Annotated in this window: 15 protein-coding genes; 8 read left to right on the forward strand and 7 right to left on the reverse strand. The window is 37.8% G+C overall.

Features of this window, described 5'->3' with window-relative positions:
* The first annotated feature begins 127 nt into the window (after positions 1-127).
* The 4 genes from rodA to J582_RS22150 all read left to right on the forward strand — a co-directional run bounded on the left by rodA (position 128) and on the right by J582_RS22150 (position 4,224).
* Positions 128-1,270, forward strand: a complete 1,143-nt coding sequence (gene rodA, locus J582_RS22135; RefSeq protein ID WP_004707770.1) for a rod shape-determining protein RodA — start codon at positions 128-130, stop codon at positions 1,268-1,270.
* Between the two features lie 19 nt (positions 1,271-1,289).
* Positions 1,290-2,291, forward strand: a complete 1,002-nt coding sequence (mltB, locus tag J582_RS22140; RefSeq protein WP_002052939.1) for a lytic murein transglycosylase B — start codon at positions 1,290-1,292, stop codon at positions 2,289-2,291.
* 290 nt (positions 2,292-2,581) lie between these two features.
* Positions 2,582-3,199 carry a septal ring lytic transglycosylase RlpA family protein gene (locus tag J582_RS22145; RefSeq protein ID WP_002052473.1) on the forward strand — a complete coding sequence of 206 codons (618 nt, stop codon included), beginning with the start codon at positions 2,582-2,584 and terminating at the stop codon, positions 3,197-3,199.
* Positions 3,200-3,771: 572 nt separating this feature from the next.
* A complete protein-coding gene (locus J582_RS22150; protein WP_032048604.1) occupies positions 3,772-4,224 on the forward strand; it encodes a DUF962 domain-containing protein in 453 nt (150 codons plus the stop codon).
* 37 nt (positions 4,225-4,261) lie between these two features.
* On the opposite strand, the gene J582_RS22155 is transcribed toward J582_RS22150, so the two are convergent.
* The 6 genes from J582_RS22155 to rpsB all read right to left on the reverse strand — a co-directional run bounded on the left by J582_RS22155 (position 4,262) and on the right by rpsB (position 8,625).
* Entirely contained in the window at positions 4,262-4,579 is a 318-nt protein-coding gene (locus J582_RS22155) for an AzlD domain-containing protein (RefSeq protein ID WP_031981843.1), read from the reverse strand.
* Between the two features lies 1 nt (position 4,580).
* Positions 4,581-5,297, reverse strand: coding sequence for an AzlC family ABC transporter permease (locus J582_RS22160; protein ID WP_031981841.1), 717 nt, complete (start codon positions 5,295-5,297; stop codon positions 4,581-4,583).
* A 94-nt stretch (positions 5,298-5,391) separates the two neighbouring features.
* Positions 5,392-6,216, reverse strand: coding sequence for an AraC family transcriptional regulator (locus J582_RS22165; RefSeq protein ID WP_004707762.1), 825 nt, complete (start codon positions 6,214-6,216; stop codon positions 5,392-5,394).
* Between the two features lie 96 nt (positions 6,217-6,312).
* The gene (locus tag J582_RS22170; protein ID WP_031981840.1) at positions 6,313-6,795 is read right to left on the reverse strand and encodes a DUF3465 domain-containing protein; all 483 of its coding nucleotides are present in this window, start codon (positions 6,793-6,795) and stop codon (positions 6,313-6,315) included.
* 64 nt (positions 6,796-6,859) lie between these two features.
* A complete protein-coding gene (tsf, locus tag J582_RS22175) occupies positions 6,860-7,735 on the reverse strand; it encodes a translation elongation factor Ts (RefSeq protein WP_002052897.1) in 876 nt (291 codons plus the stop codon).
* Positions 7,736-7,872: 137 nt separating this feature from the next.
* Entirely contained in the window at positions 7,873-8,625 is a 753-nt protein-coding gene (gene rpsB, locus J582_RS22180) for a 30S ribosomal protein S2 (protein WP_001982118.1), read from the reverse strand.
* 210 nt (positions 8,626-8,835) lie between these two features.
* Here rpsB and map point away from each other — a divergent pair, with 210 nt between their 5' ends.
* The 4 genes from map to J582_RS22200 all read left to right on the forward strand — a co-directional run bounded on the left by map (position 8,836) and on the right by J582_RS22200 (position 14,056).
* Positions 8,836-9,660 carry a type I methionyl aminopeptidase gene (gene map / locus J582_RS22185; protein ID WP_004707758.1) on the forward strand — a complete coding sequence of 275 codons (825 nt, stop codon included), beginning with the start codon at positions 8,836-8,838 and terminating at the stop codon, positions 9,658-9,660.
* Between the two features lie 206 nt (positions 9,661-9,866).
* Entirely contained in the window at positions 9,867-10,922 is a 1,056-nt protein-coding gene (locus J582_RS22190; protein WP_004886163.1) for an OmpW/AlkL family protein, read from the forward strand.
* A gap of 403 nt (positions 10,923-11,325) precedes the next feature.
* Positions 11,326-12,672 (forward strand): MFS transporter, encoded by a 1,347-nt coding sequence (locus J582_RS22195; protein WP_022575360.1) that lies wholly within the window; start codon positions 11,326-11,328, stop codon positions 12,670-12,672.
* Positions 12,673-12,841: 169 nt separating this feature from the next.
* On the forward strand, positions 12,842-14,056 hold the full coding sequence (locus J582_RS22200) for an MFS transporter (RefSeq protein ID WP_031981837.1): 1,215 nt from the start codon (positions 12,842-12,844) through the stop codon (positions 14,054-14,056).
* 243 nt (positions 14,057-14,299) lie between these two features.
* Here the strand turns inward: J582_RS22200 and sthA are convergent.
* Positions 14,300-15,695: Si-specific NAD(P)(+) transhydrogenase (sthA, locus tag J582_RS22210; protein WP_032048605.1), on the reverse strand; the 1,396-nt coding region annotated here is incomplete at its 5' end.

Consider the following 15,695-nt stretch of genomic DNA (forward strand, 5'->3'; position numbering starts at 1 on the left):
ACAGAAAATAGACCATCGGAAACCTGGCGAGAGCCAGGTTTTTTTATTGCAAAATATTGATATACATTGCCATTAATCAGGTTTATGTTAGCATGCGCCAAGCACTGATTGACCTAGTTAAAGCCGCATGTCTCCTAGTCCACAATATAAATTTTTACGCCAAGCTCCTCGAGATGGTCTTAGTACTGCCATGCAACCATCGCGCTGGCAGCAACTTCATATTGACCCGTGGTTATGCCTATTTTTATTTCTAAATGCCCTATTAGGTTTAACGGTACTATATAGTGCATCTGCACAAGATGTAGGCTTAGTCAGTAAACAAGCCATGAGTTTTGGTATTGGCTTTTTAGTCATGATTAGTCTGGCTCAAATTCCCCCTAAGGTTTATCAAGCTTTTTCACCTTACTTTTATTTATTTGCACTATTTTCCTTAATTGGAGTTATGGTCTTTGGTGAAGTCCGCATGGGGGCTAAACGCTGGATCGATATTCCCGGTTTCGGGAGCGTGCAACCCAGTGAGTTCATGAAAATTGGCATGCCAATGATGATTTCATGGTTTTTAGCACGCAAACCACTTCCTCCAAGCTTTTCTCAAGTTGTTTTATCATTAATGTTAATTGGTGTTCCTTTCTTACTGATTGCAGAACAACCTGACTTAGGAACATCCCTACTCGTATTAGCAAGTGGTATTTTCGTACTATTTTTAAGTGGGTTATCTTGGCGCATGATCGGTGCCGCAGCAGCTTGTGCAGCTATTGTTATTCCAATTGCCTGGGAATTTCTTTTACACGACTATCAGCGTCAACGGGTTCTAACGCTACTTGACCCAGAAGCAGATGCATTAGGAACAGGATGGAATATTATTCAGTCCAAAACAGCTATTGGTTCTGGTGGTTTCTCAGGTAAAGGCTTTCTTGAAGGTACACAATCACATTTACACTTTTTACCCGAAGGCCATACTGACTTTATTATTGCGGCTTATTCCGAAGAATTTGGCCTAATTGGCGTACTTATATTAGTTATTCTTTATTCAGCTATTATTTTTAGAACATTTCAGATTGGTTTACAGAGCTTTCATAACTACGGTCGTTTAGTTGCTGGTGCCTTTGGTTTGTCTTTTTTTGTTTATGTATTTGTAAACGCAGGAATGGTCAGTGGTATTTTACCTGTAGTGGGTGTTCCTTTACCTTTTATGAGTTATGGCGGTACCGCTATTATTACTTTAATGGCCACTTTTGGTTTAGTCATGTCTATTCATACACATCGATAATTTGGAATTTTAAAAAGATATGTTGTCTCAATTTATTAATAAAACTTTAAAAGCGCTTGCCTTGTGTACCGGCCTAGTGAGCACAAGTCATTTTGCTCAAGCCAATGATTTTGTAAATGATCCTAATTATTTAAATTTTAAACAAAAAGCCATGAATACTTATGGTTTAAGTAGTGTACAAGTAGATGCCGCGATGAGCGGTGCAAAAAATTTACCAAACATTATAAATATTATGACTCGTCCAGGAGAAAGTAAGCCTTGGTACGATTATCGCTCTATGTTTTTAGTTGAAGGTACTATTCAACGTGGTGTCCGGTTTAAAAATCAATATGCAGATGCGCTTAACCGAGCTGAACAGCAATTTGGTGTCTCTCAAGCTGTTATTTTGGGTATTTTAGGTGTTGAGACTGGATATGGGGCAAATAAAGGTTCTTTTATTACTCGTGACGCACTTGCAACATTAGCATTTGGTTACCCTCGCCGCGCTGATTATTTTAGTGATGAGTTAGCTGCTCTGATTGCATGGACTTACAAAGAAGGCTATCCAACCAATAGTATTGTTGGCTCTTATGCTGGAGCAATTGGCTATCCACAGTTTATGCCAAGTAATATCAGTAAGTATGGAGTAGATTTTGATGGTAATGGTCATATCGATCTTCGTAACTCTGCGGAAGATGCGATTGGTTCAATTGCAAATTACCTAGCAAAGCAAGGTTGGCAACGTGATCAGCCAATTGGTTTTATGGCTCGTTATGTAGGCTCAAATCCAGAAAGTATTATTGCTAAAGATCTCACTCAACCTACTCCGTATGGTGTGCTCAAAAATCAGGGAATTTCTCCATTAAACCCATTAGTTAAAATTGATGACTTAGATATGGTAAATGTTATTCAATTACAAGACTATAACGGTCCAATTTACTATTTAACCTATCCAAATTTTCAGGTAATTACGACCTATAACAAAAGTCGAATGTATGCGACTGCTGTATGGTTATTAGGCACAGAGGTAGCTAGCCGATAGGCTAGCTTTTTGATGAGTTTATGTAAAAGTCAATAAATATTTTTGTTAAATCGATCACAATACATACATTTTAAATACCTTGTTACATATTTGGTTATTTTTTAACCTAAAACTGTAAGTTTTTGCCCTTTTTGTAACTATTTCTCGTTAAAGACTAGACACTCTCCGTAAGCGATGAATATTATCCACCCCAATCAAGCAATTGCAAAAGTGAATAATTAGGCATGTTCACTTCAATTTTTAGCCTGTTGGCTAAAAGAAAAAGAGCATGTTCTCAGGAGTTTATATAAATGCAGTTATCGCTGAAATACATTCTTGCACTGACGGCTAGTTTAAGCATGGCCCCACTGCACGCTGAAATGATGCAATCATCATCATTAAACAGTGATGTAGATGGTCCAAATGCTAATTTAGCTGCACGTGTATTGAGTAAAGATACTCAAAGCTTTAATTCTCGTTTTTCTAACATTAACAGTCTTTCAATCACTGAACGTTCTGGCGATCAAATTCGTCGTCAGGCTATCGCAGCTAAAATTGAAATCCCTGAAGATGAGCCTTCAGTGATTGAAAAACTTAACACAGTAGCTTCAAATACTGTTCGTAAGTTTAGCCAAACTGGTATGGCATCTTGGTATGGTCGTCAATTTCATGGCCGTAAAACTGCAAGTGGTGAAACATTCGATATGAATGCACTTACTGCTGCTCACCGTAGTCTGCCATTGAACTGTTATATCCGTGTTACAAATAAAGACAATGGTAAAAGTGTGGTAGTAAAAGTAAACGACCGTGGTCCATTCCATGCAAATCGTGTACTTGATTTATCATACGGTGCTGCAAAACGTCTTGGTATTACCAATGCTGGTACTGCAAAAGTAAGTATTGAACGTGTAGACGGTCCTACTTCATAAGCGATTACTCCTAGAGTTCATGGAAAAGCCACAAATTAATTTGTGGCTTTTTAATTTTTAGACCCAAAAATATAAAAATCATGCTAAAAATTTTGTTTTTTTACTCATTTTTTAATTACAAAATTGATTATTTTTTAACCCAAAAACACATCATTTTATTACTCATCCATTTTTGCTTATATTTTTTGATTAGAGCCATTTTAAAAAAATTCCGCTACCCTAGTACCACCTTAGTCCAAAAAAAGCTGTTTATAGGGTTTTAAAGCAAGTTGAGTTGAGCTTTTTTCTATTATTTTCCAACTTTTCATAAAAAAGTGGTTTTTATAAGGATTTTCCCACTTCAAAATCCAAAAATAAATAGCCTGATTTTTTAATCCAACTGTGCTGCCTTTTAAGATTGTTTTTTAATTTTTTCCACCCTGCTTTTTCCAGATGATCAGTCCTTAATTTTTAAGGTCACATGAATATACGATAAGGAAGATTTGCAACTTTTCTTGTCTACTCACATAACCACAGGCTAAAATATAGGCATAAAAAGAATGATTCAAAATTAGACATGGAGAAAAAGGTCTATGAAATCTATTGCTGAATGGTTTGATGAATACAGTGAAAGCCATCAAAATCCAACGAATAAGAAAATTCATTGGGTATGCGTCCCAGCTATTTTATTTTCTATTATCGGAATCATTGCCCACTTTAGCGCCTTACTCACTGCTTTACTCATTGTACTGACTCTAATTTTCTATGCTCGACTCGATCTTGTACTTGCAGTAGCAATGGCTGCGCTTCTAGTTGTAATGGCTTGGCTTATTTATGTCTTACCTGTAGGGGTGGGATTTTATATTGCTCTTTTTGTCATTGCTTGGATTGGACAATTTTACGGACATAAAGTTGAAGGTAAAAAACCTTCTTTCTTTAAAGATTTACAATTTCTATTGATTGGCCCAGTTTGGTGTATGGATGCCTATCTTGGAAAAATATTGCCAAAGTGGAAAAGTCGGCAGAACAAATTGATTACTCAATAATTTTTAAAAAGCTGAATCTTTTAGATTCAGCTTAAATTTACTGATTTATTAGAAAATTTATAAAATAGAAAAATGCTAGACTGAGTAGCACACTTGATAAGACTTTTTTTAAATAAAAAGCAATTACAATACAAAATATTGTCGCATATAAATATGGATTATCTAAAAGACCTCTTAGTTCATTTCCTTCAAAAAAAATTACTGGTATACAAATAGCAGTTAATAAGCAAGGCGCTGAATAGTTCAGCATTTTATTCATCAATACCGGTAATTCTACTTTTACACTGGGTTCCAAAAAATAATAACGATTAAAAAATACAATAGCCGCTAATCCTAAAATCATGAGCCATGACATCTTATTTTTCTCCTGTTCTATTTTCTGCAACAACCGCAATTAGCATTCCCAATAAACCAGAAATCAGAATGGCGCCTTCAACATGAAAAAGTTTGAGAATAAAACCACTAAAACAAGTTGTTAAAACTCCGGCTATGACAGGCTTTTCCTTACACATAGGGATAATCATGGCCACAAAAATAGCAATAATCGAAAAATCTAACTGGTAGGACAATAAATCTGGAATCGCCGTAGCCAATAAAATTCCAACTAGACTAAAAATCACCCAGAATAAATAAAAACATATACCCGCCCCCAATAAATAATGAGGATGCCTTTTTTCGTTCGGAGCACTTAAGGCAAACAATTCATCTGTTAGTAAAAAACCTAAACTTAATCGTTTGGGCAAAGACAAAATAGAAATATCATTTCTTAAAGTTAATGCATAAATAAAATGTTGAGCAGTAAGAAAGAAAATCGTGATATAGATTGTTAATAATGAAGCACCCTCCATCATCATACTCAAACTGACCAATTGTGCAGCTCCAGCAAACACAATCCCTGACATTGCCAATGCTTTATAAAATGATAAACCTGCATGAATTGCCATTGAACCAGCCAAAATAGCCCACGGAATAACCGAAATAGACAATGGCAGTATATCCACCGCCCCTCGTAAAAAAAGATACGGAGGTCGGCTTTTAGAAAATCTAATAGATTGATTTAAAGGAGTATTCATCTCTAGACATCTATAATATTAAATATTTATAGATTTTCTTCTATGCAGGTTAACTTCTCTTGAACAAAATTGCGTTTAGAAATAAAAATAAATTTTAGAGATTAAGACTTGCTACATACTGGGTAGGTGTAACACCCATGGCCTTTTTAAAATGACGGTTAAAATGACTTTGATCAGAAAATCCACATTGCTGTGCAACCATCACAATTTGATCACCTTGCTTTAACAACTGTCTCGCTTTTTGCAAACGTGCCTGCACTAACCACGCATGAGGTGGCAAACCCACATGTTTTTTAAATTGTCTTAAAAAATGCCAAGCACTTAATCCGGCCATGTCAGCCAATTCCTGCAAAGAAAAATTCTTTTCAGGCATATCTGCCAACAAATCTTTAACTTTTAATATTTTCGAATAAGCTTCTGGTAATTCACAAAAGGTGTGTCGAGATTTACCGTGGCGCATCATTAAACATGCTAATGTGGATAGATACATGGTTTCTTTAAGCAAAAAATTGTCTTTTTGTTCTAATAAATCAAATAATAAACAAAGTTGTTGAGACAAACCCAAGTCCTGAATAACTGCTTGTGGAAACCAAGGTGCCCCATGGCCTTGCTCAAAAAAATCTTGGCTTACTTCAGCAAGCATTTCGGGTGTAGGATAGATTGCACGGTAACGCCAGCCCGATTCAACAGCAGATGAGCCTGTGTGAATTTCATCTGCATTCACCAAAATAATGTCGCCTTTAGGAGCGACATGTAATTGACCCGTCCTAAAAAAAGACTGTGCACCTTCTTCAATAACACCAATACAATATCCCTCATGGGTATGCTTTGAAAATTGCGTTTGATGGTAATGTGCTTTTAATAATTCTAAACCGCCCAACTCTCGCAAATGCAAGTAGTCAGCCTGTTCCCGGTGCATATATACATCTCATCTATTTATCTAAAAAAAACATAGCATGTTTTAAAAAGATGCATAGAACAAAATTGCTGTTAGATAGAAATGTATACTCTATTTCTATTGGTAAATATGTCCATTATGTTTCAACCAACCATTTTCATGGCGGTTTTGTGGGTCATGATGCGTCCAATGCAATACACCACCTTTTTCGTTATATTCATACTCACCGTTAAATTCGACAATATCCCCTTTATGTAAATCTTCAATTTTTGGTGCTAAATCAATATTATGAGCCACTAAGATTGAAAGACCATTTTTTAATACAAGAATAAATTTCTGATGTTTTGTCCCATCATTATCTTCTCTTAAAATTGCTTTTACTCGACCACTTCCCTGCACTTGAACATTACTTTGTCTGCGGTCATAGGCAGCTTTTATAGTATCTATCCCATCATTTGAAAACGTAGTTTCAGTATACTGAGTGGCAGGACTTGATGATGGCGATTGATTTTTCTTATGCCCAGATAAATCCAGACCGAAATATGCAGCGATCAATAAAACAATAATGCCGCCAATACTCAAATTTTTTTTATTTGTCATCTTTATATTCCGATTTCAACAGGGATAAAAAAAGCCCCATAGGGGCTTTTTTTGAAGATACGAATTACTTCGCAGCAGCTTGAGCAGCAGCAACTTCTTCAGCAAAGCTAAGTTCAGCTTTTTTCTCGATACCTTCACCAACTTCGAAACGTACGAAGTTAGCAACAGTTGTACCAGTTGCTTTTAATACGTCAGCAACTTTTTTCTCGTTGTCGATAACGTACATTTGACGGTCAAGAGCAACTTCGTTTAAGTATTTCTCAACAGAACCAGTTACCATTTTCTCAACGATGTTCGCTGGCTTACCAGATTCTAACGCTTTCGCTTCAGCAATTTCTTTCTCTTTAGCGATAAGGTCAGCAGGAACTGCTTCAGCGCTTACTGCTACTGGGTTGAATGCAGCAACGTGCATTGCGATACCTTTACCAGTGTCAGCATCACCAGTGTAAGAAACTACAACACCGATTTTTAAACCGTGTTTATAGATAGCCAAGTTTTCGCCTTCAACGATTTTCGCGCGACGAACTTGGATGTTTTCACCGATTTTTTGAACAAGCGCAATACGAGCTTCTTCAACGGATTGGCCATCAGCCAATTTTAATTCAGCGATTTTAGCAGCATCAGTTTCGCCAGCAGCTAAAGCAGCAGCAGCAACTGCGTGTGCAAAGTTAGAGAAGTTTTCGTCTTTAGCAACGAAGTCAGTTTGACAGTTTACTTCAACTAAGATCGCTTTATTACCGTCTTGAACGATAGTGATTGCACCGTCAGCAGCAATGTTGCCAGCTTTTTTAGCAGCTTTAGCTTGACCAGATTTACGAAGGTTATCAATAGCAAGTTCGATGTCACCGTTCGCTTCTGTTAATGCTTTTTTGCATTCCATCATTGCAAGACCAGTACGGTCACGTAATTCTTTTACCATGCTTGCAGTAATTGCAGTCATGTTGATCTCCTAAAATCGGTAGAAAATAAATCTGTTCAACAAAAACGGCCCAAAGAAACTCTGGGCCGTTTGCACTCTCGACGCTTAATTTGCCACCATTACATGTCGCAAAAATGACAAGCCTGCGTCAAAACGCATTAAGCCTCAGAAGCGTCTTTCGCAGCGTCATCGCCTTTTGCTTGAGCGTTCGCTTGAGATTGAGCGTATTCTTTACCAGCAAGAATTGCATCAGCCATAGCTGAAGCATATAAAGTTACTGCACGGATCGCATCGTCGTTACCAGGAATAACGTAATCAACGTTATCTGGGTTAGAGTTTGTATCAACGATACCGATAACAGGAATACCTAAGTTCTTAGCTTCTTTAATTGCAATCGCTTCGTGATCAACGTCGATTACAAATAATGCGTCAGGTAAACCACCCATGTTTTTAACGCCGCCTAAAGAGCGCTCAAGTTTTTCCATCTCACGAGTACGTTCTAAAGCTTCACGTTTAGTAAGCTTAGCAAAAGTACCGTCTTGAGATTGAGTTTGAAGATCTTTTAAACGGTTGATAGATTGGCGAAGTGTTTTCCAGTTCGTCAACATACCACCTAACCAACGGTGGTCTACATATGGTTGACCAGCGCGTTGAGCTTGTTCACGGATGATGTTAGAAGCAGCACGTTTTGTACCAACGAACAAAACTTTGTTCTTTTTGCTTGCTAATTGGTTAGCGAAGTTCAAAGCATCATTTAACGCAGGAACAGTGTGCTCAAGGTTGATGATGTGAATTTTGTTGCGCGCGCCAAAAATGTATTGACGCATTTTTGGGTTCCAGAAACGAGTTTGGTGACCAAAGTGCGCACCTGCTTGAAGAAGGTCGCGCATGCTTACGTTGTAATCTGCCATTTTCTTTACCTTAAAAGTTGGGTTAGGCCTCCATATATCCGCATTCTCCACCTTTTTACGGGCACCCAGAGTAATGTGACGATATATGTGCGGATTTTTTACTCCACCTATCAAAATTCTTCGTAAAAGATATTCACGAAAAGCATTTGATAAAATGGGCGGCTATTTATACCATAGACGCTTGTAAATTACCAAAAGTTTTTAGAGATCATGAACAGTACTTATACAGCTCCACGTCGATTAATCAAAACTCCAGATGAAATTGAAAAAATGCGCATTGCAGGACGACTGGCGGCTGAAGTTCTAGAGATGATCAAGCCGTATATTAAGGCCGGTGTAAGCACCCTCGAACTTGATACGATTTGCCGTAATCATATTGAAAATGTACAACACGCTATTCCAGCCTGCGTAGGTTACGGCGGTGCTCCAGGACGCCCTGCTTTTCAACACTCTATCTGTACTTCGGTTAACCATGTTGTATGTCATGGTATTCCTTCTGAAAATAAAATCTTGAAAAACGGCGATATTCTTAATATTGATGTAACAGTGATCAAAGACGGTTATCACGGCGACACTAACATGATGTATATCGTGGGTGGTGAGACTTCTATTTTGGCAAACCGTTTATGTAAAGTTGCTCAAGAAGCAATGTATCGTGGAATGGCAACAGTTAGAGATGGTTCATATTTAGGTGATATTGGCCATGCCATCCAAAAATATGTCGAGTCAGAACGTTTTAGCGTAGTACGTGAATATTGTGGTCACGGTATCGGTACTGTCTTCCATGACGAACCTCAAGTATTGCACTATGGACAACCTGGTACAGGCATGCGTTTAGAAGCAGGTATGACTTTTACCATTGAACCTATGGTCAATGCGGGTGTTTGGCAGACTAAATTGCTTGGTGATAAATGGACTGTTGTAACTAAAGACCATAAACTTTCTGCTCAATATGAACATACTATTTTAGTGACTCAAACAGGGATTGAAGTGTTAACAGCTCGTCCTGAAGAAGACCTCTCACGTTTCAATTAATAGTTTAATCAGATTTAATAAAAGGCTACTTTATGTAGCCTTTTATTTTTTATTTTGTACTTTTTATTAATAAATCTTTCTAAATATAAACAAATATTTCAAAAACATTACAATTATTAATTTTTATTACACAATCATTTTGATAAAACGCGCTATGGTGGGCTCAATAAAAATCAGTAAACAAATGTCCGGACATGGAGTCCTTTATGATGAAAAAGTCATTATTTTGTATGACAGCTGCCTTTTTTGCTCTGCCTACAGTCACTTTCGCTGCTTCACCATATTTTAGTTTTAAAGATGGTGATGGTTTCAAGCGTTTTTCGGTTTCTGCTGGCTGGTTACATGCCATGCCACAAGGAAGCGCAAATCCAGTTAATATTAATACTAGTGTTGCAGAAGGAACTACTTCTAAAGTAGGTTCCGTATCAAAACAATCTGTTTTAAATGCGGCTGACCGAAGTTCCAATCCCCTCTTATACGATGCAATCAAAATTTTACCCACAGATACACTGCCTTCAATACTCACCGGAACAGCCACTGTAAATGGATTATCAAATTGGCAAAGTCAAGGTACGGGTTTAGAAGCAAAAGATGTGGACACATTAGGGATCATGGCGAATTATAATTTTACAGATAATCTATCTCTAGAAATTAAAGCCGGTGTCCCTCCTAAAGTTGATATTCAAGGTAAAGGTAATATTTATGCACCATTATCAGGTTCAGCAAATACCACTCTTGGCACGATAGGTTTAAAAGAAGATATTCATATCACCGATCTCACTCAAGGTGGTAAAGCTGCTACCGCACGTGCTTGGTTACCTGCTGTAGAACTACACTATCAATTTGGTAAATCTGGGGTAAATAAATTCCGTCCATATGTAGGTGCCGGGGTCATGTATGCCTATTTTAATGAATTAAAAATGAATTCAGGGATTGAGTCAGATTTAATTAAAGCAGGCCATATGATTCAAAATATTCATGATGGTCAAGCTGGAGCAGCTTTAGATGGCAAAACATCTTCAGCTAACCCTATTGTGAAGTTAGAGGCAACTGATACTTTCGCACCTATTGTTACTGTTGGTGCGACTTATGATTTCAATCCAAACTGGTTTGCTGTAGGTTCCGTTTCTTATTCGAAAATGAATAATGAAGCAAAAATTTATGTTACTGACCAAAACACTGGTAAAGAGCTTATCAAAGCAAACACCAAAATTGATATCGATCCACTAATTACATATGTTGGTGTAGGTTATCGTTTCTAATTTTTAAAAGCGTACAAGCTATAAAAGCTTTACTAAAGGCTTTTATAGCTTTTTTATTAAACAAATTAAAGCTGCTTCTTTTTAAACCAATATGCTAAAAAAATGAGCATTTCTTATTAAAAGAATCTCTCATCATTTTCCTATTTCTTCCTATTTTCTTAATTTTGTTTTAGTCATTAATTTTCTTAATTTCTAACTAATTTAATAAAATTAAAAACTAAAGTTTTCCTCTTAGTAAAAATTACTTTTTGGCACGTCCTTTGCTTTATTACAACATGATGAATCAATGGCGATTCAATGGATAAACCAAGACGGCCAATGACGTCCGCTCTGATCGGTATGCAAATAGACAATTCATTTTGTCATGCAAATTAAAATTTCGTTCAGTTCAGGGGGACGGCGTATGTCTTCAAATATCAATCTAGATGCAAAAAAAGCAACTGAGATTAAATTATTTAGTTTCTCAACTCCAGCCATGCGTGCGTTCCATATGTCTTGGCTCGCATTTTTTGTGTGTTTTTTCGCATGGTTTGCATGTGCTCCACTAATGCCTGTTATTAAAGGCGAATTTGGCTTAACAAAAGATCAAATTGCCAATATTAATATTGCCGCCGTCGCGATTACGATTTTAGTACGACTCGCTGTTGGGCCACTTTGCGATAAATATGGTCCACGAATTACCTATACAGCCCTACTCTTACTCGGCAGTATTCCGGTATTTGGTGTCGCTGCTGCTAACAGTTATGAATCTTTCCTATTCTTCCGCTTACTGATTGGTGCAATTGGCGCAAGCTTTGTCATTACGCAATATCATACAAGTATTATGTTTGCACCTAACGTTGTAGGTACAGCAAATGCAGCAGCAGCTGGTTGGGGCAATGCTGGTGGCGGTGCAACTCAAGCGTTAATGCCTTTATTACTCGGTGCAATTGTCATGTTTGGTGTCGAACAAACTATGGGTTGGCGGATTGCTCTCATCGTACCTGGTCTAATGATGGTGATTGTGGGAGTGCTTTACTGGAAACTAACTCAAGATTGCCCTCAAGGAAATTTTAAAGAAGTTCGCGCAGAAGGTATTGAAGTTGGCAGTGGTAAAAAAGGCGGTATGGCAATTTTAATGCAAGCTGCTCGTAACTATCGCGTCTGGATTTTATTTCTTGCTTATGGCGCATGCTTTGGTATCGAAATTTTTATCCATAACGTGGCAGCGATGTACTATGTTGATCAGTTCAAAATGGATTTAAAAACTGCGGGCTTAACGGCCGGAATATTTGGCCTTCTCGCATTATTCGCACGGGCATTGGGAGGCATTATTTCAGACAAAGTCGCACTTAAAAAAGGACTAGACGGACGCACTAAGGTACTGGTACTCATGATTTTAGGCGAAGGTTTATTTTTGATTCTTTTCTCTCAAATGAACGGCGTCACTCTCGCTATTCTTTCAATGACTATCTTTGCACTATTTACTCACATGGCCTGCGGCGCAACGTATGCATTGGTACCATTTATTGATCGCAATGCATTAGGCGGTGTTGCTGGAATTATTGGTGCAGGTGGTAATGCAGGCGCAGTAGCAGCTGGTTTCTTGTTAAAAGGTGTACTTGATGTTCAAACTTGTCTCTTTATTTTAGGTGGACTGGTTATGGTTGCAGGTTGTAGCGTAATTTTGATTCGCTTCACAACCGAGCATAAAGAAAAGGAAAAAGTACTTTTTGAACAAGCTCTACTTGAACGTAATTCCGCAGCTTAATTTTCATAATAAGCAGAAATTAAAATGATTTCTGCTTATTTACTTTTTATAGCGTCACATACCTCTTTCAAGCTTTTTAATTCTTCTTAAATATCTTTATAGATATATCGATATTATTCGATATATCTTTTACAATGATTCATCACATTCTTATAACTTTACACTCACAATGACTAAAACAAGCAACCAGTTTTCTCAATCACTCATTTATATGCTCATTGGTAGTGCCATTATTTTGGCTCTTTCATTAGGTGTTCGTCATGGTTTTGGACTCTATCTGGTCCCAATGAGTCATGATTTTGGTTGGGGTCAGCATGTTTTTAGTCTCGCAATTGCTATGCAAAACCTAATTTGGGGAGCTGTGCAGCCTTTTACCGGTGCAATCGCAGACAAATATGGTAGTAAAGTTGTGGTTGCTGTCGGCGGATTACTTTATGCGCTTGGTTTACTCTTAATGGCTTTTAGCTCAAGTGTACTCATTTTGAATTTGAGCCTAGGTCTTATTATTGGTTTAGCTTTATCAGCCACTTCATTCACAGTATTACTTAGCGCAGTAGGCCGAGCTGCTCCACCAGAAAAAAGAAGTATGGCAATGGGCATTGCCAGTGCAGCTGGTTCTTTTGGCCAATTTATTATGCTGCCTTCCACCCTTCTCTTACTTAAAACAGTGGGATGGTCGTCAGCTTTAATGGTAAGTGCGCTGTTAATCGCTCTTATCATTCCTCTAGCATGGATGTTAAAAGGGCCAAGCAACCAAGCCCCAAAAGCAATCGCTCAACCTCAGCTCACCTTTAAACAAGTACTAAATATTGCTAGAAAACATAAGCCGTTCTGGTGGTTAGCTTTAGGTTTTTTAGTGTGCGGATTCCAAGTTGTTTTCTTAGGTGTCCACCTACCAGGCTATTTAATCGATCACGGCTTTGATGCAGCCACAGGTACAGTATTTCTTGCTTTGGTCGGGTTGTTTAATATTGTGGGAACTTACGGTGCAGGTTGGTTGGGAGACCGTTTCTCGAAACCTAAATTATTAATGGCACTTTACGGAAGCCGTGGCATCGCAATCATTGCCTTTCTATTATTACCTTTAAGCACTTATACGGTCTATGCTTTTGGCATCATCATGGGACTTCTATGGCTCTCTACAGTTCCGCTTACAAACGGCATTGTGGCAAATATGTTTGGTGTTAAATATCTTTCAATGCTGAGCGGAATCGTGTTTTTCACCCATCAAGTTGGTTCTTTCTTTGGCGGTTGGCTTGGTGGTGTTAACCATGACTTAGCAGGTAATTACAATGCGATTTGGCTCTGCTCTATTGCATTGAGTATATTAGGGGTAATCGTACATTTCTTTGTAAATGAGGAGGCTGTTATTCATGACGCATAATGCCTTACTTTTGAAAACAATTATGACTTTCTTCATTGCCGCTCTTCTGGTTCTTTCTATCGTATTATGGAAGCAGACACCTGATTTATTTGAATATTTTAATCAAGCATTTTGTCCACACTAAATAGATGAGACACGGAAATCACTCTGCACATTGTCATAAAAATATAAAAATCGTATGGTCTAATGAAAATAAAAAAGCCCGCAAGTTTGCGGGCTTTTTTATGAAAAACTTATTTAAAATCAAAATAAACGATTCATACCATTAAGTGCAGCTACACGATATGCTTCAGCCATTGTTGGATAGTTAAACGTCGTTTCAACAAAATATTTCAAGGTATTATTTGGGCTGTGCATAACTGCCTGCCCAATGTGGATAATTTCGGCAGCATTATTACCAAAACAGTGAATACCTAAAACTTCTAAAGTGTCGCGGTGGAAAAGTATCTTCAACTCACCCACGGTATCACCCGTAATTTGTGCACGTGCTAAATGTCGGAAAGATGCCTGTCCCACTTCATATGGAATTTTCTCTTCCGTTAATTCCTGTTCATTCTTACCAATCGAAGAAATTTCAGGAATTGTATAGATACCTGTTGGAATATCACGCACTGGCTTCGCATCTTCACCACTCATGTTCGCACCAGCACAGCGTCCTTGGTCATAAGCAGCCGAAGCAAGTGAAGGCCAACCAATCACATCACCAGCAGCATAGATGTTTTCAACTTCTGTTTGATACTGATCATTTACAGAAAGTTGACCACGACTATTTGGTACTAATCCTACATTTTCAAGGCCCAAACCTTCTGTATTTCCTGAACGGCCATTACACCAAAGAATCGCATCAGCTTTAATCTTTTTACCACTTTGTAAGTGTAAAACAACGTGGTCATCAAATGTTTCAAGATGATCCATTTGCTCGTTGTGGCGAATTAACACCCCTTGCTCACGTAAGTGATAAGACAGAGCATCAGCAATTTCATCATCTAAATAACTTAATAGTTTTTGCTGAGTATTAATTAAATCAACTTTATGGTCTAAACCAATAAAGATTGAAGCATATTCACAGCCAATAACGCCTGCACCGTAAATAATGATTTTTTGAATTGAATAATCAAGATCAAGAATTTTATCTGAATCAAATACGCGAGGATGGTCAAAGTCGAGACCTTGTGGATGATAAGGACGACTACCTGTCGCAATCACGATTTGCTTACAGATAATTGTTTCTTTAATACCTTCATGGCTAAAAACTAAAACTGTATTTTTATCTTGAATATATGCACGACCATGGAATACACCGATTTTGTTGCGATCATAAAAGCGTGTATGTGTATCAACTTGTTGTTGAATTACTTTGTGTGCATTACGCAAAACCTGCTTCATGGTGAACTGTTTCCATTCACCTACTTTTTGAAACATTGGATCACGTTGATAGCGGATAATACTAGATACTGTTTGACGCAATGCTTTACTTGGAATAGTCCCTACGTGAGCACAGTTACCACCAAGTTGATCACGCACATCTACAATTGCAACACGCTTACCCGCTTTTGCAAGCTTCATTGCCGCGCCTTCACCTGCAGGTCCAGAACCGAGAACTACCGTATCGTACTTAACGAAATTCCCACTAACGACC

The sequence above is a fragment of the Acinetobacter sp. 1566109 genome (genome assembly GCF_000582255.1).
Taxonomy (GTDB): Bacteria; Pseudomonadota; Gammaproteobacteria; order Pseudomonadales; family Moraxellaceae; genus Acinetobacter; species Acinetobacter nosocomialis.